The sequence below is a fragment of the Weissella thailandensis genome (assembly GCF_001932615.1).
GTDB lineage: Bacteria > Bacillota > Bacilli > Lactobacillales > Lactobacillaceae > Weissella > Weissella thailandensis.
In genome coordinates, this window is sequence record NZ_CP014332.1 from 314,988 (window position 1) to 339,909 (window position 24,922).

The following is a 24,922-nucleotide window of genomic DNA, read 5'->3' on the forward strand; positions in this document are numbered from 1 at the left end:
TAATGGTGGTAAAGGTTAATAACAATAATTAGAAAAAACCGTCGGAATAAAAATTCCGACGGTTTTCTATATTAGTGGACAAGCAGGGGCTCGAACCCTGGACCCACGGATTAAGAGTCCGTTGCTCTACCAACTGAGCTACTTGTCCAAATGAATGATGTTGTTTCACAACAACGAATAATAATATACCACCTGCGAAAAAATAATGCAAGTAATAAATAGGAAAATAGTATTATTTTTTGCACAGTCAGGAGTTTTGACGATGGAAAATAGGTTAAAAGTTAAGAATGGTCGGTTGTTTTTATTAGTTTTTTAAATTTTTGATAAAGTTTTATTTTGGTAAAGCCTACTTGCATGATATAATATCAACCAGAGACCCACTCCTGGGAGGATATAGTGATGAGTAAAATATTGGTCGTAGATGACGAAAAGCCTATCTCAGATATTATAAAATTTAATTTAACTAAAGAAGGTTATGATGTCGCTGTGGCGATGGATGGTCGTGAAGCTTTAGATTTATTTGAGAGTGAGGAACCAGACTTGGTTTTGCTTGATCAAATGTTACCTGAAGTTGAAGGAACTGAAGTATTACGTCAAATTCGGACAAAATCTCAGACACCAGTTATCATGGTTACTGCTAAGGATTCGGAAATTGACAAAGTACTTGGATTAGAAATGGGTGCAGATGATTACGTCACAAAGCCTTTTTCAAATCGAGAACTATTAGCGCGAATCAAGGCTAATTTACGTCGCCAATCACCAGTTTCTGGCCAACCAGGTCAAATCGATGATAGTAGCGATATTAAAATCGGTGCATTAACTATCCACCCCGATGCCTATATGGTTTCTAAAAACGGACAAGATATTGAATTGACCCACCGTGAGTTTGAATTGTTGCATCATTTGTCAAAACATATTGGACAAGTTATGACACGTGATGATTTACTACAAACGGTATGGGGCTATGATTATTTTGGTGATGTACGTACAGTAGATGTTACCGTACGACGTATTCGTGAAAAAATTGAAGAAACCCCAAGTCATCCACAAATTTTGATGACGCGTCGTGGTGTTGGTTATTATCTGAAAGCTTCAGAAGAATAGATCATTAAATTTAAAGGCTAGTGCCTTGCCGAGTGGCATGGGACTAGCCTTTTTCGTAATTAAGGAAGGCAATATATATGCAAAGTAGTCGCAAATGGCGTCGCTTTTTTTCATCCATTCACTTTAAAATTGCACTAGTATTTACGCTAACATTAATTGTTACTTTGGAATTAGTTGGTGCCTTTTTTGTGCGCCAGTTGGAACAGCAAAGTTTAGCATCTTTTCGTGATCAAATTGCCTTGCCTGCGTATGTTGATGATTCTTTGACACAACAATTAGCTAGTAATAGCCAATCGAAAGTGAATCAGAATGTGCATACGATTCTGAACTCGACGAACAATGCGGCAATTTCAGAAGTTCAGGTCTTTGATACGGCAGGGGTATTGCGCGGAACAGATGACGTTAATAACCAAGATAAAATTGGTCAGAAGACGACCGATAAAAATATTAAAGCGGCTATTGATGGTAATAAATATCGGAAAAACCCCATTGTTACAAATAATGGGACACGTTATCAATTAGTTGTTAAACCACTTGTTAGTACAGTGAACGGAGAAAGTAACGTGGTTGGTGTCGTTATTGTCCGTGCCAGCTTAGAATCTGTTTATGATAATTTAACGAAGATATCATACATTTATTTTGCCTCATTAGTTTTTGCAGTTGTTTTGGGAATTATTATGGCGATTTTTATTTCGCGTAGTATTACACGACCAATTGCCGAAATCAGTGCCAGAACGGCTAAAATTGCCCAAGGAGATTATTCTGGTGGTATTGTTGTTCGCACAAATGATGAAATTGGTAAATTAGCGCAAGATGTGAATGTTTTAGCTGAACGAATCGAAGAAACGACTAATTCGATGGATTTTGAACGTCGACGTCTAGACTCTGTTTTGGAACACATGACTGATGGGGTCATTGCCACTGATCGACGTGGTAATATCAACATTATCAATATTGCTGCTTTACGGATGACAGGTATACCAGAAAATAAAGCGGCTAATGGACGTTCGATTTTGGATGTTTTACGTATTGCTGATCAATATAGTTTACGTGATCTATTAGATAATCGACACGAGTTGTTACTAGATTTTAGTACGGATGAACATCCATTAATGATTCGAGCATACTTCAGTCTGATTGAACGATCATCTGGTTTCATTTCAGGATTAGTTATTGTACTGCATGACGTTACGGAACAACAACGTACTGAACGTGAGCGGCGTCAGTTCGTTTCGAATGTTTCGCATGAGTTGCGAACACCGTTGACCTCTGTTAAATCATATGTTGATGCCTTACAAGATGGTGCGGTGGATGATCCTGAGGTTGCCCATAGTTTCTTACATGTTGCTCAGGATGAAACAACTCGTATGATTCATATGATCAATGATTTACTAGAATTGTCGCGTATGGATTCAGGAACCATGAAGATTGAGGAAGAGTATATTAATATTGCCGAATTGTTTAATTACATTTTGGATCGTTTTGATATGATTATTGCCAATGATGATAAGCCGGAGAAATATTATACGATTAAGCGGATGATTCCTCAGCTGCAAATATGGGTAGAAATTGATACGTCGAAATTCACGCAGGTTATTGATAATATTATGAACAACGCGATTAAGTATTCACCTGATGGGGGTGTTATTACTGCTCGTTTGGAAGATCGTGATAGTGAAGTTGTTTTGAGTATTACCGATCAAGGTCTAGGTATTCCAAAGTCAAATATGAAACAAATTTTTGATCGCTTCTTCCGTGTTGATAAAGCACGTTCTAGAGCACAAGGTGGTACTGGACTTGGATTGGCTATCTCAAAGGAAATTATCGAGCGTTTTGGTGGTCGCGTATGGGTGGAATCAACTGAAGGTGAAGGTTCAACATTCTCGATTGCATTACCATATGAGCCATATGATGAACTAGATGATGAATGGGACGATGGTACTTGGGATGAAGAAGAATAAGCAATGGCGAGTTAATATTAGATATTTCAGGCAACGCTATGGTGTGATTATCGCATTGATTATTGCGATACTGATCAGTATATTTTTGTCGGTACAATTATGGTACAGTCCTGGTCAGTCCACGAAACAACAAAGAGCTAATGAAACATCCCAAGAGAATGCGACTGGTGAAAACTTAACAAGTGTCTATAGCATTTCACAAATGGTTTTTAATCGGCAAGACAAAAACATCAGCGCGATTGATTATCGGACGTTATATGCAACAATTGTTGATCGTGTAAAAAAATGGGATGCTGGCTATAAATCGAGCGAAGTATTAAAAAAACAGGACTATCTTGATGCACTTTCGCAAGAAAAGTCAATCGTGATGACTTTTCCTGATGCGGTTTCTGGACATGTGATCAAGTCTATTTTTGGTAAGCGTATCAAGCTAGCTAATAATGCAACGATTAATCATGTGCAGGTGCCGCAAGGCGATAGTAATAAGTTCTATTTTTATGATGATCGACATCGTAAACGATATACTTATCAAATTTCAAATGCGCCAAAAAAGTTGCAACATCTAAAACCAGGCAAAAAGACGGCTGATGTTAGTTATCAGTGGGTTGGCAAACATGTGATGGCAGCAACGACAACGTCGGTTAACTTACAAAGTTACAGTTATTTGTTAGATGTCGACAGTACGGTGTCAAGATTGACCAAGCTGTTTGCAGATGGTGGTACGCGTGATGTTAATAATGGTCAAGAAATTTTAACGTATTCTAATGGTGATAATCGTCGGATGCAACATAACGTAACAACGGGGCTTATTAACTACGATGCTTATAATATTAATCGTGATGTAAATAGTCTTAGTCAGCGACAAAGTGAAGGCTATCGCTGGTTGTTGCGTCTACATCAAAATGCTGATAATTTGTATTACTTTGAAGAGCACGATAAAGGGCAAACTTTAACCTATCGTTTGTTTGTTAATGGCTTACCAATTTTTGGTCAGACGACGTATGGGACTGTGCGTGTCAAACAATTACCTAATAACCATGAACGAATTGGCATGTCGCAATATTCATTGCGGGTACCACTGCCAACGGATCAAAAAAATCAAGTTAATCTTGAACCGATGAACGATGCGATGGCTAAATTACAAAGTGTTGGTGTAGCTAGGGATGATATTGAGCAAATGACAATTGGCTATCGTTGGCAATTAGACACGGATAATCAGATCGTTACGTTGAACCCAGAATGGTGTTTTGAACAAGATCATGTTTGGCGGTCAGTCAATGAGCAAGTTAAAAGTGAGCAAGGAGGTCATTAAATGGATTTTAAAAAAGTCTTAGCGGCCTTCTTGGTAGTGTTTGTTGCGGTAGATATTTTTCTAGGTGTGCAGTGGGTACAGGAATATCCATTTAGCGATAATCGTACGACTGATCAGCAAATACTAGATGAAATGAGTGATGATGGGATTTCCTATGGTAAGTTGTCACAGAGTCGCCATACGGGTTCGTATTTGGCAGGTAAAAGTGGTAAACAAGAACTTGCTAATCAGCAAAAAAAGTTGAAGTCAGGTTGGCAATCATTATTTTCAGATGACCAATTGGTAGTCATACCAGCCACAGATGTGCAATTAGGTACGGATGAAGATAGCGATCGTGTGGCTTTAGATAAATTAGTTGCGAAAGAAAATCGGGTTATTAAAGGTGATGAGTATCAATATAGTCAGAAAATGACCGAACTCGTGCGGGCTAAAGAAAATACGTCTGCAAAACTTTATGCTTATGTAGAAAAAGTACCATCAGATAATCACCCTCTTGTGACTGGCCAGGCGCAAATCGTTTTTGAAGTTGATAGTAAGCATCGTCTACAAAAATACGAGCAGCAATATGTTAATCAATTGCAGTTCTTACGAGATGATATGCAATTGATTTCTGAGAAACAGGCACTGATTAATTTATATCAATACAATGAATTACCTAATAATAGTACGGTTAAATTGTCAAAATTAGGTTATGCGCCATTAACAACAGTCAAAGATGATATTATTTTTATACCTGTCTGGCAATTCCTGGTAGAAACCAGTAATAAAGAAACGACCCTGATTACTGTTAATGCAATAAATGGGTCGATTATGAAATAAATATTCCATCACGTGTTAGAATATAACTTATAGTGGAATCATAGATGAAAAGCGCGTTGACATCGTTGTCTTTTCTTGGTTGCCCGTAATCTCACAGAAATTAGTGGATTGCGGGCTTCTAAGTATACTTTGACAGGAGTCGTCGTATTTTCATTTAGTAAGGAGTTAGGAATGGCGAACGATTTTAAAGTATCAATGTTAGCATCTGGTAGTAAAGGTAATGTGACGTTTATTGAAACGCCACAGCATAATGTACTGGTGGACGCAGGATTATCTGGTAAGAAAATAGCTGGTTTGATGGATCAGATAGGACGGTCCCTGACAGATGTGGATGCTTTGTTTGTGACCCATGAACATAGTGATCATATCGCAGGTGTTGGTGTTTTGGCCCGTAAATACGGGATGGATATCTATGCTAATCAAAAGACATGGGCGGCCATGCAAAATAAGGTTGGTAAAATCAATCCAGATCAGATGCAATTATTTGAACCAGGACGAACAAAGTTAATGGGAGACTTGGATATTGAGAGTTTCAGTGTATCTCATGATGCAGCTGACCCACAATTTTACGCCTTCCACCATGATAATAAAACCTTTGCTATGTTAACGGACACCGGGTACGTGAATGACCGGACGATTGGTGTGATTAAAAATTCGGATGCTATTCTAATGGAAGCCAACCATGATTATGAAATGTTACGCATGGGGAGTTATGCTTGGCCGTTGAAGCAACGTATTTTGAGTGATCAAGGTCATTTGTCTAATGAGGACGGTGCATTGGCCTTGACGCAAATTCTTGGTAATCGTACAAAACATGTCTATTTAGGACACTTAAGTCAAGAAAATAACCAAAAACCACTGGCACACTTAACCGTACAATCAGTACTGGAGGAACACGATTTTGGTGTTGATCATGATTTCGGTTTATTAGATACGGATCCGTCTGTTGCAACGCAATTGATTCAAATATAGGATAAATCACTACGAGTTAAGGCGATTTAAAGGGGAATGTCTTAAAATTGTGGTTACATAGACAAACAAAAATTAAAACAGGGAAACATAAGATACGGGGCATAAATATGAAATTATCATCAGGAACAAAAGTTGTGGTAATGAGTGTCGTCGCTGGATTGATTGGTGGGGGAGCTGCTGCCGGGGGTGTGACATATTTTTCACAGGACAACCAGGCAGCCGAAACGTCAAGTAAGACGACCGCTGTCAAAGTGAATGACAATAATGTTAAAGGAACTTCAAGTGCGACTAAGGCATTTAAGAATGTGTCTGGTGCGGTCGTTTCAGTTATTAATCTACAAAAACAACAGTCGCTACAGTCAGGCATGTATGGTGGTATAACTGGTGATTCGTCTGATAGCGATTCGTCTGATCTTGAGACGGCCTCAGAAGGTTCAGGTGTTATTTATAAAAAGAATAATAATACGGCCTATATTGTGACGAATAACCATGTTGTTTCGGACTCAAATGCTATCCAAGTCTTGTTGAGTGATGGTACAAAGTTAACGGCTAAATTAGTTGGTACTGATGAGCAAACCGATTTGGCAGTATTAAAGGTGTCAGCAAATAAAATCAAGGAAGTTGCAGACTTTGCCGATTCGTCTAAGGCAGAGGCTGGACAATCAGTACTAGCCATTGGTTCACCACTAGGTTCTGACTATGCAACGTCAGTGACAGAGGGAATCGTTTCAGCAACAAAACGACAAGTTGATGCAACTGATGAGAGTGGTAATTCATTAGGGAAAGCAACCGTTTTGCAAACTGATGCAGCTATTAACCCTGGAAATTCAGGTGGCCCACTAGTTAACTTGGCTGGCCAAGTAGTTGGTATTAATTCAATGAAATTAGCATCCTCAGAAGATGGAACATCTGTTGAAGGAATGGGCTTTGCAATTCCTTCAAATACGGTCGTAAGCATTATTAATGAGCTAGAGAAGAATGGTAAGATTGAGCGGCCGGCCTTAGGAGTCTCAATGGTTGATTTGAGTAATGTTTCTACGAGTGATCAAAGCGATGTTTTGCATTTGCCTGCTAGTGTATCAGGTGGTGTTGTCGTGGTTGACACTGAGAGAGATTATCCGGCAGCAAATGGTGGCTTGACGCAATATGATGTGATTACCAAGGTTGATGGTAAGAGTGTCGATAATTCAGGTGAGCTCCGTGATGTACTGTATAAACACAAAATCGGTGATTCTGTTAAGTTAACTTACTACCACAGTGGTAAGGAAAAGACGGTGACAGTGAAGTTGGATAAATCAACGAGCTCGCTAAGTAATGCCCAATAGATAACAATAAAATGTGAGAAAGGTATGAATAAATTCGTACCTTTTTTATTTTGTAAACAAAATGAAATATTTGCGTAACATAAACGAAACAGTGATTGTTTATATTATAAATATCCGCTTTTGTTAGTGGAATTCATTACTCCCCAAAGTATATGAAAAATTACATAGTTCCCCAAACTATGTATCCCCCCTTCGCTGGTTGCGATAGTAGCCGGCGGTGGACCATCGCTGCGTTCCCCCTCTTGCACGATGGTCTTTTTTTTATCCAAAAAAGTCGTTTACAAAAGATAATTTGACTAGATGTCAATTTTTTTGTAAACGACTTTTCTTTTTATGATTGTATGTTTAATGTCAGTTGGTATTGGCCAATGACTGCATGGTTATTTAACAAAGTGTATGCGACGACTAATTCGCCATAAGGGTGATCGGACGTGATCTCATTGCTTAATTGGTCAGTTCTAACTGCAATGGGGATATTTCCTTGTGATGTTACGTAATTTGATTGGAATTCTTGACCAGGAATAAAGTGTAGTTGCACATCCGTGAAATCATTATGCCGATGTAGCAATATATCGTCGCTATGTGCTATTTTAAAAGTAACCGGTGTTGCGACACCTTGCTGATGCTCGGTATAGCGTAAGTACAGTGCATTTGTTGTTAAGGTTAATTTACCAGTTTCTTCAAAGTCAAAAGTTTCAACTTGGTCATCTTGTGTGATTTTGGTTGATAGGGAAATGGTTGTTGACCATGTTTTTCTCATAGGTTGCATATAAAACTCCTTAGAATATGATTGTTTCAGTCCATTATACAGGCTTTAATAGGGTATAATGTAATAAAAATATGTATTATTCGTCAGAATTAGAAAGGAAATCATGACGCAATTTATTAAAACAGGTTCAGAAAAGGTTTTTAGGGATCCCGTGCTGAATTCAATTCGGGTAAAAGATCAAGTCATTCTTGAGTTAATTGGGACGTCTGAATTTCAACGTCTGCGCCGAATAAAACAATTAGGGGTCGCTGGTGCTGTTTTTCATGGTGCCGAACATTCACGCTTTTCACATTCGCTTGGCGTCTATGAAATAGCAAGAAGGTTTTCGGATCATTTAGAACGCTTTTATCCTTCACAAGAACCAGGGGATGGCTTATGGGATGTTAATGAACGGTTAGTTTTGTTGTGTGCCGCATTATTACATGATGTTGGACATGGACCATATTCGCATACATTTGAACATATTTTTAATACAGATCATGAAGCCTATACGCAAGCAATTATTTTGTCACCTAGTACTGAAATTAATCAGGTGTTAGTTCAAGTGGCACCTGATTTTCCTGAAAAGGTTGCCAGCGTGATTGCTAAAACTTATCCTAATCCACAAGTTGTGCAATTGATTTCTAGTCAAATTGATGCCGACCGGATGGATTATTTGTTGCGTGATGCTTATTATTCTGGGGCAACTTATGGACAATTTGATTTGTCACGGATTATTCATGTCATGCGCCCATATGCAGGAGGCATTGCCTTTGATGAAAAGGGTTCTTATGCCATTGAAGATTATGTGGTTTCACGTTATCAGATGTATGTACAAGTTTATTTTCACCCCGTATCGCGTTCTTTTGAAGTGTTGTTACAACACTTATTAGAGCGTGCAAAATTTGTCTTTGATGAGGGCCAAAAAGATTCACGCGTTAATACGGATTTTATTTCTCCAACCTTACAACCATTATTTGCGGGCAACTTAACCTTGCAACAGTATGTGATGTTAGATGATTCCTTGATGTTAGCGAATATCAGTGCTTGGCGATATGCGGAAGATGCTATCTTGGCTGACTTAGCCATCCGATTTATTGATCGGAAACCATTGAAATCTATTGTTATTACTGATGAATCGAAAAAGTTATTACCAACAATTAAGCAGTTGATTGACTCGGCTGGGTTTGACACCAGGTACTATACAGCTGAGAACGATAGCTTTGATTTACCATATGATGCTTATAATCCAAAAGACAAAAAGCCGCGGACACAAATCGAACTCATGCAATTAGATGGTTCTTTAACTGAATTATCAACGCAAAGTGCGTTGGTTGAAGCAATGACCGGGCGGATTTTTGGTAATGCGCGTTTCTTTTTCCCACGAGAAATGCTCGTGAAACATGCTGTGGATGATATTATGGCGCCAATATATGCGGATTTTCAACGTTATGTACATAATGAGACGTTAGTTGATCCATTGAATGACGAATTAAAAGAGGAGTAGTTTTGAATCATGGGGATTAAGTTAATTACGATCGATATTGATGATACGTTAGTGAACTCTGATAAGCAGATTACTGCACGTGTCAAACATGCACTGCAAAAAGCCACGAATCAAGGAATTAAAGTCGTGTTGGCGACAGGTCGCCCACTTTCGGGAGTACAAGATTATTTAACAGAGTTGGCACTAGCTGATCAGTCGGATCAATTTGCGATTACCTATAATGGTAGTGTTGTTCAAACAACAGCTGGTGAACAAATTGGCGGTCATGAACTATCTTTGGCTGACTATAAGAAATTTAAAGGCATCGCTGATAAATTTCACTCTTATATTCAAGTAGAATCATTATCTTATGCCATTACGGCTAACACGATGGTCAATCGGTTTGCTAATGGTGAAAATAATATGGTACGTATGCCACTAAAATTTCAACCGATGGCGGAAATGACAAGCGATGAACATTATGTTAAATTTATGTTCATTGATACGGCAGAAAAAATTGATGAAATTGCTGATAATATGCCGCAAGATTTAAAAAATGAGTATTATATTGTCAAATCAACGCCTAATTTTTTAGAAGTGATGCATAAAGAATCAACAAAAGGAAATGGTTTACAATTGTTGGCTGATAAATTAGGCATTGATATAAGTGATACGATGGCATTAGGTGATCAGTATAATGATTTAACAATGATTGCAGCAGCTGGCACAGGTGTGGCAATGGCAAATGCCGTACCAGAGGTGAAGGCAACGGCGGATGTGATGACAACTTCGCAAAATGAGGATGGGGTCGGATTAGCCGTAGAAAAATGGGCTTTGAACCAATCTGTCCCAGAATTAGAAAATTAAAAGTAAAAGCATTTGCCGAAATGACAGAAATATTGTAATATTAGACATTGAGTAAGACCGCGAAAGGACGTGCAGTGATTTGGCATTAACACAATTTGACGACCAAAATAAGAATGAGCTTTCAATGATTGAAGTTGCTCGTGCAATTTTGTCTGACCGTCATGAAACCATGGGATTTAATGACTTGTTGAATGAAGTACAAGCATTTACAGGTAAGTCGGATAAAGAAATTCGGACGCGCTTAGCACAATTTTATACTGATTTGAATATTGATGGTTCATTCATTTCATTGGGTGATACAATGTGGGGACTGCGTTCATGGTACCCAATTGACTCAATTGATGAAGCTGTTCATTTAGATCTAGAAGAAGAAGTTGAAGGCAAGCCTAAGAAAAAGAAGAAGCGTAAGAAGATTAACGCATTCTTGGCTGATGCGGATGACGACGATGACGTTATTGATTACAATGACGATGATCCTGAAGATGACGACTTCGATGTTGCAGATACTGATGATGATGATGATAGTACTGACGATGACGATGATGATGACAAGAAAGATACCGATGGTGATTTTAATCATGATGAGGTTTCTGGTGGACTTGGTGACGAGATTAGTGGCATCAAGACCAACGTAGATGATGACTACGGTTCAGGTGATATTGAACATTAATCATCAATATAATTAATTGACAAATATGGGATTTTCATGTATTATTAAATTCCGGGCTCTTGTATTAAATACAAGGCGTAATCAAAGTTGATTAATGCTCCCAACGCTACCATAAGCATTGGGAGTTTTTTTATTTTTTGTTGGTATTGGCATAGAACTCGGAGGATATATTTATATGACGGCTAAATACATCTTTGTTACTGGTGGTGTGGTTTCATCATTAGGAAAAGGTATTGTTGCAGCATCACTAGGACGGTTATTAAAAAATCGCGGTTTTAAAATTGCGGTACAAAAATTTGATCCATACATCAACATTGATCCAGGAACCATGTCACCATATCAACACGGTGAGACATTCGTCACTGAAGATGGATTGGAAACAGATTTGGACTTAGGTCACTATGAACGTTTTATTGATATTGACTTAAACAAATATTCAAATGTGACATCTGGACGTGTATATTCAGAAGTTCTTGCAAAAGAGCGTCGTGGTGATTATGATGGTGCAACTGTCCAAGTTATCCCACATATTACAAATGCTCTAAAAGAAAAGATGATGCGTGCAGCTGAAACAAAGGATGCCGATATCGTGATTACCGAAGTTGGTGGAACGGTCGGTGATATTGAGTCATTGCCATTTATTGAAGCATTGCGCCAAATGAAGCGAGAAGTAGGTCCTGAAAATGTGGCTTATATTCATACTTCATTGATTCCATACTTGCGTGCAGCAGGTGAGATGAAAACAAAGCCAACCCAACACTCTGTTGCTGAATTACGTTCATTAGGGATTCAACCAGATATGTTAGTTGTTCGTACGGAGCAACATATCACAAAGGGTATGCGTGATAAGTTAGCATTGTTTACTGATGTGGCACCTGAGGCTGTAATCGAGTCATTAGATGTTGATATTTTGTACGAAGTTGTCTTGAACATGCAAAAGCAGGGGATGGATGATGTTGTTTTGAAGCGCTTAGGACTTTCAGCACCAGCCGCTGACCTAACGGAGTGGCGTGGTATGATCGATAAGATTCGTAATCTTAAGAAGAAAATCAAGATTGCACTTATTGGAAAGTACGCTGATTTACAAGATGCTTACATTTCAGTTAATGAAGCTTTGCGTTCTGGTGGTTATGCAGTCGATACTGATGTGGAAATTAGTGCGATCAATTCTGAAAACGTGACATCAGAAAATGTGGCTGAAGTACTTGCGGATGCCGATGGTGTGATGATTCCTGGTGGCTTTGGTTCACGAGGAACTGAAGGTAAGATTGCGGCTATTCAATATGCTCGTGAAAATAATTTGCCATTCCTTGGTGTTTGCTTAGGTATGCAATTAGCAACTGTCGAATTTGCTCGTCACGTCTTAGGACATGCTGATGCTAATTCTATTGAGTTAGATGAAAATACAGCGGCACCAGTTATCGCTTTGATGAACGGTCAGAAAGAGATCACAAATCGTGGTGGTACCATGCGTTTGGGATTGTACCCTGCATCATTAAAGGAAGGTAGCCTAACCAAGAAGTTGTATGGTGATCAAGCAGAGATACAAGGCCGTCACCGTCATCGTTATGAATTTAATACAACATACCGTCAAGAGTTTGAGGATGCCGGAATGATTTTTGCTGGAACTTCTCCTGATCAGAGTTTGATGGAAATTATTGAGATACCTGCTAACGACTTTTTCGTAGCAGCGCAATATCATCCAGAATTAACTTCACGTCCAAATCGTCCAGAACCTTTGTATGCTGGATTTGTTAAGGCTGCTTTGAATCATAAAGAAAAATAATTTTAAAAATGATTGATAATTTTAACTATCAGTCATTTTTTTTAGGTTATTATAGTATTCAGTTGTTATAATAGTTTAAGTGGTTGTTCTTGAAGAAGTTTATTTCTCTGTTTATGCTTTTTCCGAGTAAAAAGATAAATAAGCGACATATTCTTGTAATTTAATTGTAACTACTGTAAACTTGTTTAAGTGTATTGTTAGCAATGGTGAACGACCATTATCGTTCGGCGATAGTCGAATGGTTAATAACAATGAAAAAATTTTGAATGAATGGACCTTAATAAAGGATGATAGAGTAAAAACTCTAAAAGGATTGATAAAATGAAGAAGTTGGTAATCCATGGTGGACGACGGCTCAGTGGTGAAGTAACCATTGGTGGGGCAAAAAACTCAACTGTTGCACTAATCCCAGCAGCAATTTTAGCTGAAACACCTGTGAAATTTGATAGTGTACCTGATATTTTAGATGTTTATAATTTACAAGCTATTTTGAATTCAATGAACGTCACATCTACATTTGAAGGTGGTGAATTAATGATCGACCCAACTGATATTGTTGAGTCTGAATTGCCATCAACAGCAATTAAGTCATTAAGAGCATCTTATTACTTTATGGGATCTTTATTGGGTCGTTTTGGACGAGCAACCGTAACATTCCCAGGTGGTGATAATATTGGACCACGTCCGATTGATCAGCATATCAAGGGCTTTGAAGCCTTAGGGGCAACAGTTCATGAAGAAAACGATACTGTATTTATTAATGCAGAGAACGGTTTAAAGGCCGCTCGTATTTTCTTGGACGTTGTTTCAGTAGGTGCCACAATGAATATTATTATGGCAGCTGTACACGCTGAAGGAACAACAGTACTAGAAAATGCTGCTCGTGAACCAGAGATCATTGATCTGGCTACTTTTTTGAATAATATGGGTGCACAAATTCGTGGTGCCGGAACTGATGTTATTCGTATTACAGGTGTTGAACACTTAGAGTCTAAGAACACACATACGATTATTCCAGATCGTATTGAAGCTGGTACATATCTTGCTTTGGCAGCCGCTCAAGGAGATGGTGTGCTAGTTAAAAATGTTATTCCTGAACACTTAGAGTCATTTACAGCAAAATTGTTGGAAATGGGCGTTAAACTGGATGTTCGTGAAGACAGTATTTATGTTCCAAAATCAGTTGATTTACAGCCAATCCATGTTAAAACGGCACCTTTCCCAGGATTTGCGACTGATTTACAACAACCAGTTACGCCACTATTAACGTTGGCTGGTGGGACAAGTGTGATTCAAGAGACTATTTATCCAGAACGCACACGTCATATACCAGAATTGCAGAAGTTAGGTGTTGATATTTCAAACAATACCTATGGACAAATTGAAGTGACACAATCAAGTAATTTTCATGGTGCTCGGGTATCTGCTGCCGAAATTCGCGCGGGTGCTTCATTAGTTGCAACGGGATTAATGGCTGATGGTGTTACTGAAGTGGTTAATGCAGAGCACGTTTTGCGTGGTTATGATCATATTATCCATAAACTAACAATGTTGAATGCAGACATTCAAATTGCGGAAGAATAAAGAACATTTAAAAGTGTAAAAAATGAAATGTTGTGCAGAAATTTAGACATTGGTCTAGTGAAAGCGCACACATTTTGTTTTTTACATTTTTTTTAACAAATAATTCAAAAAAATAAGCTTAATGGTTGCTAATTACCTCTTATCAGGATAAACTAGATAAGTTACAAAAATAGGACGATTACTAATAGTAAACGCAGTATGGACGCCGGATTGTGTCTAGTTTATTGTTATGTTGATAAGTTCACGATATTGAAGAACGATTGTTGCGGCAATCGTTACCGGAGGAAAAATTTTGAAGTTTTCAGAGTTAGGTCTTACGAAAGACCTGTTAACGGCCATTGAAAAGCATGGCTATGTAGAAGCAACGCCAATCCAGGAAGAAACAATTCCCTTGACTATGGCTGGTAAAGACGTTATTGGTCAAGCACAAACGGGAACTGGAAAAACAGCGGCGTTTGGGTTGCCAATCTTAGAGATGATTGACAATGAAAATAAAGATGTGCAAGCATTGGTTGTCTCACCAACCCGTGAATTAGCCATCCAAACACAAGAAGAATTATTTAAATTAGGTCATGATAAGCACGTCCGTGTACAGGCTGTCTTTGGTGGTTCAGATATTCGTCGCCAAATTAATGGTTTGAAACATGGTGCTCAAATTGTTGTTGGAACACCTGGTCGTTTAATTGACCATATCCGTCGTGGCACAATTAATTTATCACATGTTAAGACATTGGTTTTGGATGAAGCTGATGAAATGTTGAACATGGGATTCTTAGAAGATATTGAATCAATTTTGAAGGCCGTTCCTGATGAGCGTCAAACATTGTTGTTCTCAGCAACAATGCCTGCAGCAATCAAGCGTATTGGTGTGCAATTTATGACTAATCCTGAGCACATTCAAATTGCTGCTAAGGAATTGACAACCGACTTAGTTGACCAATATTACGTACGCGTACGTGATTTTGAAAAATTTGATGTGCTAACTCGTATTTTGGATGTACAACAACCAAAGCTAGCAATTATGTTTGGTCGTACAAAGCGCCGTGTCGATGAATTGACACGTGGTTTGGAACTACGTGGCTTTAATGCTGCTGGTATCCATGGTGACTTAACACAACAAAAGCGTACCCAAGTTTTGAAGCAATTCAAGCATGGTGAAATTCAAATTTTGGTTGCAACTGATGTTGCTGCTCGTGGACTAGATGTTTCTGGTGTTGATTACGTTTACAACTTTGATATTCCACAGGATTCAGAATCATATGTCCACCGTATTGGTCGTACTGGTCGTGCCGGTGCTCATGGTAATTCTGTAACCTTTGTAAGTAATTCAGAGATGGATTACTTAAAGGATATCGAAAAGCTAACTAAGAAGCGTATGCAACCATTAAAGCCTTATACTCGTGAAGAGGCTTTGGCTGGTCGTATGAACGTAGCAGCTGATTCAGTAGCCGACATTGTTAAGTCAACTGCTGGTGTTGCTAATTCAGAACAAGTTGACAAATTAGTTGAGCAATATGATGCCCAAGAATTAGCGGCTGCCTTGTTAGGTGCTGTTGCTAATGTTGAGCAGATGGATGCTGACTTTAAGTTGTCTCATGAACGTCCATTACCACACAAGCATGGTAACTTCCGTGGTGGACGTCGTGGTGGCGGACGCCGTGGTGGTGGTGACCATCATCGTGGTGGTGGTTATCGTGGTAACCGTGGTCAACGCGAGCGTCGTTCATATGATCGTGGTTCACGTAATGGTTCAGGTGATCGCTCACAACGTGGTCATTCAGGATCTTCACGTCGCCAATCACGTAATTTTGTGATTAAAAATAACGACTAATTAATATAATTTAAGTATAAAAGGTTGAGACAAAAAGTGTCTCAACCTTTTTTGCTGTCTTTTTTATGTTCATTAAATAAAAAAATAGTCAAACATTGATGGGCTATAGAGGGTATAATGAATATAATATTTTCGGAGGTATGTACATGATTGTTGGACATGGAATTGATGCGCAGATTATTAGTCAGGTTAGTGCCGTTGCTGAACGACGCCCCGGATTTGTTGATGTTATTCTGACGCCAGCAGAACGTGCGGTTTATGATGCAAGAAAAGGCAAGCATCGTCAAGAATTTTTAGCGGGCCGATTCTCGATCAAAGAAGCCTATAGCAAAGCAATTGGGACTGGTATTGGTTCACAAGCACATTGGCAGGATATTGAAATTTTACCTAATGAAGCTGGACAACCTATTATGGTCAAGCATCCTAGACAAAACCAAGTTGTTGTACATATTTCAATTTCACATACTGGTGATACTGTTCACAGTTCAGTTATTCTAGAGAAGGCGATTGCGCCATCAGTAGCAGGTGAGAATCAAGAGAAAGTTGCGAATCAAGCCGTTATTAGTACCAGACGACCCGCTTGGATCGAAATTTCGGCCAGCGCGATTGCACAAAACATTGCTACGGTACGTGAATTAACTGGTACGCATCATTTTATCGCAATCGTGAAAGCAAATGCCTATGGTCATGGCTTGGCACAGGTCGTGACTGCTGCCAAGCAAGCTAACGTAGATGGCTTTGGTGTGGCAACTATTGATGAAGGCATTTGGCTACGTCAGTATGGTGTGATGGAACCCATATTTATCTTAGGCGTAACACCGTCTGACTATGTTGACGACCTTGTGACGTATCAATTAATACCAGTTGTCACGAGTGAAGCATGGTTGGATGCTGTAAGCCGTAAATTATCTTCTCAGGCAACCTTAGTACTATCAATTGGTGTTGATACGGGAATGGGTAGAATTGGTATCCGACATCGGGAAGAACTACAACGAGTCGTTGAGAAAATTAATCAAAATAATCAATTGATTCTGAAAGGTGTTGGGATGCATTTTGCAACAGCTGATGAAAAAGACCAGACATATTATCAACAACAGGTGAAAACTTGGCATAAATTGGTTGATGATTTACCATTACCTAGTAATATCTGGTATCATTTAGCAAATTCAGCAACATCATTGTGGCATGAGCAACCAAGTCACGATGCAATACGTGTGGGTGCTGCTATGTATGGCTTCAATCCTTCTGGTAAAGAAATAACAACAGATAAATTGACGCCAGCATTAACCCTAAAAGCTGAGCTTGTTCATGTTAAAAAAGTCGCGGCTGGTACTGCGATTTCCTATGGTGCAACGTATACAACCACGCAACCAGAATGGATCGGTACGCTACCACTCGGTTATGCTGACGGTTACGCACGTCAATTGCAGGGGATGTATGGTTTATTACCCGATGGTCGACATGTTGAAATAATTGGGCGTATTGCCATGGATCAACTGATGGTATGTTTACCTGAAGACATGCCAATTGGTACCGTTATTACGCTAGTTGGTAAAGCAGGCCAAGAAGAGATTACATTGGCAGATTTGGCGGATCATTTAGATACGATTCCGTATGAAATTGCAACTAGTTTATCAACACGCTTGCCACGAAAGTTAGTAAAGTAAAGAGAGACATATGGCTAATAAAAATGAGATGAAACGTGGTGATATTTTTTTTGCTGATTTATCACCTGTAGTTGGATCGGAGCAAGGTGGTCAACGCCCGGTCGTGATTGTTCAAAATAATGTCGGGAATCAACATTCTCCGACTGTGATTGTGGCACCAATTACAGCTAAAATAGCTAAACCCAAGTTGCCGACACATGTTGGTTTACCGGCTGAATCGGCGAATACGGGGATTGGAAAAGATTCTGTTATTTTATTGGAGCAAGTTCGAACGCTTGATAAGCGCCGTCTGCAAGATAAAATTGGCGTTGTACCAGCAGAATTGATTGTTAAAATTGATCAAGCCCTATTTATCAGTCTTGGCTTAGTATAATGAAATAATCTGTGGATGGGGTTGGGACAAAAAAGTGTCCCGACCTCTTTATGCTTAAAATGTATCAAAGGGGGGTAGACATGCATCAAGAACAGGCGACTGAACAAAAAAGGTTAGATACTGTCGTACAAAAAATAGATCAGCAATTGTTGGAAGCAAAAGACGCCTATGCAAAGGCTCACTCAGAAACACGAGCCGTTGAAAGTAACTACATTGCTAACACATCAATTAACACGGCTGAAGTTGATGATTCAATGGAGACTAATGCTGAAATTCAGCAACAACGTAATATTGTTGCTCGTGTCACAGAGACCGAAAATATTATGGCCAAATCCGTGGATACTTTAACCATGTTACGTCCAAATCCATATTTTGGTCGGGTAGATATTGTTGAAGATAACTGGCCAGAAACACTCTATATCGGGTTAGCATCCCTTCAAGATGATGATGGTGAGTTTTTAATTTATGATTGGCGGGCATCGATTAGCGGTGTTTATTATAATGGGACTTTAGGACAAGTTAGCTATCCAACTCCTAATGGTGAGCAGACTGTTGATTTACAAAAGAAAAGACAATTTGTTATTAGTGATGCCAAGATTACGAACATGTTTGATACGAATGAAACTGTTGGTGATGAAATGTTGCAATTTGCACTGGGACAGCAAAATGATGAAGTGATGCGGAACATCGTTGCAACGATTCAAAAGGAACAAAATCAAATCATTCGCGATACAACGAGTGATTTATTAGTCGTCCAAGGAGTGGCTGGTTCCGGAAAAACATCAGCTATCTTACAGCGAATTGCATTTTTACTTTTCCACGCGCGTGAAGCTCTTAATTCCGATCAAATCGTGCTTTTTTCGCCAAATCGGTTATTTTCGAGCTATATTGCTGATGTCTTACCATCATTGGGTGAGCGGAACATGCGTCAGGTCACATTAGCTGAATTTTTCAGTGCGCGTTTACAGGGATTGACGGTGCAAACTTTATTTGATCGTTATGAACAGGAGCAACAAGTGATTGGGTCGGCTAGTCGACGTATTCGTGAAGTGCTCGAAAGTGCTGATATTGTTACATTTATTCAGCAATATGTTGCGCAATTATCGACGAAGGACTTACATTTTGTTGACATTTATTATGAGGATAAGGTGTTTTTTAGTGCGACAGAGTTAGCTAGTTATATGGCATCATTGTCTGATAATTATTCAGTGCGTGAACGTATTGATAAAGTTCAAAAACATTTTATGCAGGTATTAATGGATCGTATCGATAGTTTACAAGATGCTGATTGGGTATTAGAAGAATTAGATAATTTGACAGATCAGGAATATCAAAACTTACTGGGTGACGAAGATATTGAAGAAACATTGGTATCCGAAAATGTTGATGATGTTATTTCATTGGTGGCTAAGCGGTATCTAATAAAACATTGGCAGGTTATTGATGATGCTTTGTATAATAATTTCTATCTTGATATTTATGAGCAATATGCAGCCTTCTTGACATATATGGGTACGCAAGATGAGGCACATGCCGATTGGTGGGAAGCTAAACAAGAGCGATTTGCAAGGCAATTAGAGTACCATCGCATTGACTTAGAGGATGCAGCACCGTTGCTATTTTTGCGAGATGCTTTGACCGGTGGTGGTACAAATCAGGCCATGTCATACGTGTTTGTGGATGAAATGCAAGATTATGCTTTATCACAACTGTTGTACTTAAAACACGCATTTCCCAAAGCAAAATTCACGGTATTAGGCGATTCTGAGCAAGCTTTGTTCCGGGCTGTTGAAACCCCACAAGCTCTCCTAAACAAATACGCCCAAGCCTTCGCTGCTAAACAGCCAACCTTGATTAAGTTGAATAAGGCTTATCGTTCAACACAGGAGATTATGAATTTTGCTAAGGCATTGCTACCGGATGGTGAAGATATTATCACCTTCACAAGACATGGGGATAAGCCATTATTGATTCAAACGGAAGCAACGCAGGTTGATGATGTGTTAATAGATGAAGTGGCGCGACTACGTCAAGGGTTTCAAACGGTGGCTATTTTGACTAAAACTGCTGATGAATCAACTGTGGTAATGGATGCTTTACGCAATTATCCTGAAACAGTACAATTGCTACATGCGACGGATCGTTCACGTGTGGCTAATGTACTAGTAATGCCCATTTATTTAGCAAAGGGATTGGAATTTGATGCCGTTATTGGCTATAACGTTTCACAAGAAAATTACCCGGATGGTAAAGCAACTGGCTTACTATACACTTTGGCATCACGTGCGATGCATGCGCTTAGTTTGATTAGTATTGGGCAAGTATCTGGACTGATTACACACGTGCATGAGACGATTGAAAATAAACAATTACATAATAACTGATGAAACGCTTGTTATCGTCTTCAAAAACTTTTACAATTGATTTTGACGAATTTGATTTTGTGACCATGTCACAATGGAAAGAAGAAAAATATGACTGAAAAGAAAGTTTTGTTAACTGGCGATCGCCCGACCGGTAAACTACATATTGGACATTATGTTGGTTCATTAAAAAACCGAGTTGCAATGCAAAACTCTGGTAAATATGACCCTTTTATTATGGTAGCCGATAAACAAGCATTTACTGACAATGCCCGTAATCCTGAAAAAATTCAAAACTCTCTTTTGGAAGTCGTTTTGGACTATTTAGCAGTTGGTATCGATCCCGCGAAGACAACGATTTTCGTGCAATCTGCCGTACCGGAACTATCAGAACTAACAGAATACTTTTTGAATCTAGTATCAGTGGCACGTGTGCAACGTAACCCAACTGTTAAGGCTGAAATTCAACAAAAGGGATTTGGTGAAAGTATTCCAACTGGTTTCTTTATTTATCCCGTGTCACAAGCAGCTGATATTGCCCTATTTAAAGGTCAAGTCGTACCAGTTGGAGATGACCAAAAACCAATGTTAGAGCAAACACGTGAATTGGTTCGTACGTTCAACCATTACTACAATACTGATATATTGGTAGAACCTGAAGGTATTTTTCCACCAGAAGGACAAGGACGTATTCCCGGTCTAGATGGTAATGCGAAAATGTCAAAATCTTTGGGTAATGCGATTTACCTAAGTGATGATGAAGAAACACTTTGGACTAAGGTAAAGTCAATGTACACTGATCCAACCCATGTACGTTTGTCAGATCCAGGTCATGTTGAAGGTAACATGGTATTCACTTACCTTGATATTTTTGATGAAGATAAAGCATATGTTGCTGATCTAAAGGCGCAATACGAAGCCGGCGGATTGGGCGATATGAAAATTAAAAAATATTTGTTTGAAGTATTAAACAAAGAATTAACACCAATTCGTGAACGTCGTGCACAATATGCAGCGGATAAAGACGCTGTTTTGGATATTGTGAAGGCGGGATCTGAAAGAGCCCGTAATATTGGCCAACAGACGATGGCGGAAATTCGCCATGCAATGGGAGTCGATTACTGGGGTTAATGATTAATTGATACCTTGAAGGAGCATGAAATGAGTTATTTGGCAGTCATTGACTTGGGTTCAAATTCAACCAGAATGGTGGTTGAGGAACTACAAGATGATGGAAATTTTGTTGAATTACGTCGACGCAAATTAGATACGCGTTTGGCAGAAGGCATGGATGAAAATGATGGTGAGTTGACGGACGCGGCAATGACGCGTGTTGTTGATGCACTATTAGAATTCCAGCAAGATTACATGATGTTTGATGATGTGACGGTGGTTGGCATTGCAACAGCTGCCGTTCGTGAAGCAGAAAATCAAGCTGAATTCTTGGACAAGGTTTTTCGAGCAGTCGGTGTCGAAATTCGTGTGTTAACGGGTGACCAAGAAGCTTATTATGATTATTTAGGTGCAGCTTCAGCATTGGATATACCAGATGCTTGGTTACTAGATACAGGTGGTGCTAGTGTTGAACTAGTTGGTATTGAAGATCGCATGGCCACAAATATGATGAGCCTACCTTTTGGCGCGGTCAACTTATCTGAAAAGTTTAAATTGAACGTTGCCGGGGTGGTTTCACCAGAAGTGCTTGCTAAAGCCACTAAGTATGTGAATAATCAATATGCTAAATTACCTTGGTTGGATGATACGGTTACATTACCAATTATTTTATTAGGTGGTGCTAACCGATCACTAGCTAGGTTAGATCGGGTACAACATGGCTTGGCCGCTGATTCTGATTTTCATGGTTATGAAATGACGACGGCAGCAGTCATGGCGATTTATGAAAAGTTGATCAAGATGACTAGATCAGAACGAGAAGAACTATTAGGATTAGAGGCTAATCGTGCGGATATTATGATCAGTGGGTTGTTACCCTTGGTTGAATTGATTAAACGTACAGGTTCTAATAAAGTTGTCTTTTCATCTTCAGGAGTACGCGAAGGGCTCTTACAAGAGTATCGTATGAATAATTAAAAAATAAAAGAAGTCGAAGCTTTCCGGTTCAAATCGGAAAACTTCGACTTCTTTTGTGTAAAACAGGCCTTATAGCAGAATACTAAGCGCTGGGCGTCACACTCTCATAAACGCGCTCCATCCAGCAGCATTCTTTATATAAGCCCAATTTTGACCCAGACGCTTGCAGCGTCAGGGCACAAAACAGGCCTTATAGCAGAATGCTAAGTGCCGGGTGTCACGCTCTGCATTAAAAAACCGCCGGTACGTTGACCCGCGGTTACTTTTGTTATATCTATGAACAATATAACAAGGGGAGCACTTGAGTTTGCTACCCTATATTCAATTGTAGTGGCAATGTCTAGAGGCTTAATCTGCAGATTTAAGCGACTGTCGCTAGCACCACCGAAACCAAATACATCTTGCTCGCAACTACTACTCATCCACATTTATTCGTTTAAAAAGCGAACCGTGTCGGGAGCAGCCTTCAAATCAACATACATGTTTTCACCCTTAGTTATAAGAGCTATCGTATATTGTTGAAGTAACCGATGCTAATGTCTGCAAGACTGTCAATTCATGACTTAATGTTTATCATTCAAAATGTGATACGAAGTTATATCTTGCATCATTACTGTGACACGCCCATATGGATTTTAGTAGCTAAAGCGATGTTTGAGGTTGAAAAGAAATCAATTTTCAAATCATCTACCTACCTTTCCTTTGGTACATCATTATAGTAACACGCGTTGGAAGCGGTTACAAATATAAAGTCTTGGATTAATGATCAAAATTTACAATGTGTGGGTTAGTGCCTGTTACACCAGCCTCTAATATACGCATGGTCGTTAATAATTGATCATCAGATACTAATTTTGGTTGTTCGTTAACGAGTGTTTCAAAAATAGTATCGTAAACAGAACCATAGTCACCTTGAATAGAAGGAATGAACTTTTCTAAACGATCATTATTTTGATTGTAGTAAGTAACTTTGCCATAATCTTGCGGTGCATCTTGACCGAAGCCAGGATCACCTGGCATAATACCAGTTTTCAAATCATATTCTTGTTGGTCAATATTGTGCTTGATATAAGATCCTTTAGTACCATGCAGAATCCACTTAGGATAGTGATTAACAGTTGTTTCGCTTGACTGTACAGTTGCCTTAAAAGCATCTTGGTAAAATAAGTTCACCTCAAATTGGTCGGATAATGTTGCTGATAAGTCGCGCGTTGATCTTAAATCATAGGCAACTGTTTGTGGTGCACCAAATAGTGAAACAATTTGGTCAACTAGATGAGCGCCATGGTCAAACCAGGTTGTTTCCATGGGACTACCAGTCAATTTAGCATCATTTGGTCGATAATGATCCATATGTAGTTCAAGTTCAACGGGTCGACCAACATAGCCAGCGTTTAAGACATGTTTTAATGTTAAAAAGTCACTATCAAAGCGGCGATTTTGGAACGGCATGAAAAATAGGCCTTTTTGGTTGGCTAAGTCAACCAGTTTTGAAGCTTCTTCGGCTGTTGCCACTAATGGTTTATCGACCAAGATGTTTTTTCCAGCAAGCAACAATTGGCGAGCAACTGTAAAGTGGGTTGGTGCTGGCGTTACGACGATAACTAAATCGATTGTTTTGTGAGTTATAATATCTTGGATATCTGTTGAAAAAATTGTCCCTGTTTTTTCAAGAGCCGCCCGCTCTTCAGGACGTTTGTCAATGTGCGGTGCAACAACGCGACTAATATGAAATTTATCAGGTCGTTGACGTACATATGGAATGTGATAGCGGTTGGTACTTTTTCCAAATCCAACATAAGCGATGTTAAGCATAAGTAGCCTCCAAAGTGTGTTTTGATACTATTTTCACTTAATTCATGTATTTGTGCAATAGATGTTAGAATAGTAATATGAAATAGAATGATAAGTGAGTTTTTATACAAAGGTATAAGCGATATTTTAGGAAAAACTGGAGAATCAC

Annotated in this window: 19 protein-coding genes and 1 tRNA gene; 17 read left to right on the forward strand and 3 right to left on the reverse strand. The window is 39.1% G+C overall.

Features of this window, described 5'->3' with window-relative positions; translation table 11 throughout:
* Positions 1 to 75: 75 nt before the first annotated feature.
* Positions 76 to 148: transfer RNA gene (locus FOL01_RS01620), tRNA-Lys, on the reverse strand.
* A 251-nt stretch (positions 149 to 399) separates the two neighbouring features.
* On the opposite strand from FOL01_RS01620, the gene yycF reads away from it, so the two are divergent.
* From yycF to FOL01_RS01650, 6 genes are all read left to right on the forward strand, one after another.
* Positions 400 to 1,104: a cell wall metabolism response regulator VicR gene (gene yycF / locus FOL01_RS01625; RefSeq protein ID WP_075268996.1), complete on the forward strand. Its 705-nt coding sequence runs from the start codon at positions 400 to 402 to the stop codon at positions 1,102 to 1,104.
* Positions 1,105 to 1,181: 77 nt separating this feature from the next.
* Entirely contained in the window at positions 1,182 to 3,065 is a 1,884-nt protein-coding gene (walK, locus tag FOL01_RS01630) for a cell wall metabolism sensor histidine kinase WalK (RefSeq protein ID WP_075268997.1), read from the forward strand.
* Positions 3,052 to 4,377 (forward strand): two-component system activity regulator YycH, encoded by a 1,326-nt coding sequence (gene yycH / locus FOL01_RS01635; RefSeq protein WP_075268998.1) that lies wholly within the window; start codon positions 3,052 to 3,054, stop codon positions 4,375 to 4,377. The genes walK and yycH overlap by 14 nt, the downstream gene beginning before the upstream one ends.
* A complete protein-coding gene (gene yycI / locus FOL01_RS01640; RefSeq protein WP_075268999.1) occupies positions 4,378 to 5,196 on the forward strand; it encodes a two-component system regulatory protein YycI in 819 nt (272 codons plus the stop codon).
* 171 nt (positions 5,197 to 5,367) lie between these two features.
* On the forward strand, positions 5,368 to 6,168 hold the full coding sequence (locus FOL01_RS01645) for an MBL fold metallo-hydrolase (protein ID WP_075269000.1): 801 nt from the start codon (positions 5,368 to 5,370) through the stop codon (positions 6,166 to 6,168).
* A 107-nt stretch (positions 6,169 to 6,275) separates the two neighbouring features.
* Positions 6,276 to 7,493, forward strand: a complete 1,218-nt coding sequence (locus FOL01_RS01650; protein WP_075269001.1) for a S1C family serine protease — start codon at positions 6,276 to 6,278, stop codon at positions 7,491 to 7,493.
* A 331-nt stretch (positions 7,494 to 7,824) separates the two neighbouring features.
* Here the strand turns inward: FOL01_RS01650 and FOL01_RS01655 are convergent, their stop codons facing one another.
* Positions 7,825 to 8,262 carry a YwiB family protein gene (locus FOL01_RS01655; RefSeq protein WP_083603397.1) on the reverse strand — a complete coding sequence of 146 codons (438 nt, stop codon included), beginning with the start codon at positions 8,260 to 8,262 and terminating at the stop codon, positions 7,825 to 7,827.
* Positions 8,263 to 8,365: 103 nt separating this feature from the next.
* Between FOL01_RS01655 and FOL01_RS01660 the strand changes: the two genes are divergently transcribed.
* From FOL01_RS01660 to FOL01_RS01710, 11 genes are all read left to right on the forward strand, one after another.
* A complete protein-coding gene (locus FOL01_RS01660; RefSeq protein ID WP_075269002.1) occupies positions 8,366 to 9,748 on the forward strand; it encodes an HD domain-containing protein in 1,383 nt (460 codons plus the stop codon).
* A 9-nt stretch (positions 9,749 to 9,757) separates the two neighbouring features.
* Complete coding sequence (locus FOL01_RS01665) at positions 9,758 to 10,594, forward strand: Cof-type HAD-IIB family hydrolase (RefSeq protein WP_075269003.1); 837 nt, start codon at positions 9,758 to 9,760, stop codon at positions 10,592 to 10,594.
* Positions 10,595 to 10,673: 79 nt separating this feature from the next.
* On the forward strand, positions 10,674 to 11,264 hold the full coding sequence (gene rpoE / locus FOL01_RS01670) for a DNA-directed RNA polymerase subunit delta (protein ID WP_075269004.1): 591 nt from the start codon (positions 10,674 to 10,676) through the stop codon (positions 11,262 to 11,264).
* Between the two features lie 175 nt (positions 11,265 to 11,439).
* Positions 11,440 to 13,050 carry a CTP synthase gene (locus FOL01_RS01675; protein WP_075269005.1) on the forward strand — a complete coding sequence of 537 codons (1,611 nt, stop codon included), beginning with the start codon at positions 11,440 to 11,442 and terminating at the stop codon, positions 13,048 to 13,050.
* Between the two features lie 321 nt (positions 13,051 to 13,371).
* Positions 13,372 to 14,634, forward strand: coding sequence for a UDP-N-acetylglucosamine 1-carboxyvinyltransferase (locus FOL01_RS01680; protein ID WP_075269006.1), 1,263 nt, complete (start codon positions 13,372 to 13,374; stop codon positions 14,632 to 14,634).
* 292 nt (positions 14,635 to 14,926) lie between these two features.
* Entirely contained in the window at positions 14,927 to 16,465 is a 1,539-nt protein-coding gene (cshA, locus tag FOL01_RS01685) for a degradosome RNA helicase CshA (RefSeq protein ID WP_075269007.1), read from the forward strand.
* Positions 16,466 to 16,611: 146 nt separating this feature from the next.
* Positions 16,612 to 18,132, forward strand: a complete 1,521-nt coding sequence (gene alr / locus FOL01_RS01690) for an alanine racemase (RefSeq protein WP_075269008.1) — start codon at positions 16,612 to 16,614, stop codon at positions 18,130 to 18,132.
* A 10-nt stretch (positions 18,133 to 18,142) separates the two neighbouring features.
* Positions 18,143 to 18,505 (forward strand): type II toxin-antitoxin system PemK/MazF family toxin, encoded by a 363-nt coding sequence (locus FOL01_RS01695; protein WP_075269009.1) that lies wholly within the window; start codon positions 18,143 to 18,145, stop codon positions 18,503 to 18,505.
* 80 nt (positions 18,506 to 18,585) lie between these two features.
* A complete protein-coding gene (gene helD, locus FOL01_RS01700) occupies positions 18,586 to 20,889 on the forward strand; it encodes an RNA polymerase recycling motor HelD (protein WP_075269010.1) in 2,304 nt (767 codons plus the stop codon).
* Between the two features lie 90 nt (positions 20,890 to 20,979).
* On the forward strand, positions 20,980 to 21,999 hold the full coding sequence (trpS, locus tag FOL01_RS01705) for a tryptophan--tRNA ligase (protein WP_075269011.1): 1,020 nt from the start codon (positions 20,980 to 20,982) through the stop codon (positions 21,997 to 21,999).
* Between the two features lie 30 nt (positions 22,000 to 22,029).
* A complete protein-coding gene (locus FOL01_RS01710) occupies positions 22,030 to 22,959 on the forward strand; it encodes a Ppx/GppA phosphatase family protein (RefSeq protein WP_075269012.1) in 930 nt (309 codons plus the stop codon).
* A gap of 759 nt (positions 22,960 to 23,718) precedes the next feature.
* On the opposite strand, the gene FOL01_RS01720 is transcribed toward FOL01_RS01710, so the two are convergent.
* Entirely contained in the window at positions 23,719 to 24,774 is a 1,056-nt protein-coding gene (locus tag FOL01_RS01720; RefSeq protein WP_075269014.1) for a Gfo/Idh/MocA family oxidoreductase, read from the reverse strand.
* Between the last annotated feature and the right edge of the window lie 148 nt (positions 24,775 to 24,922).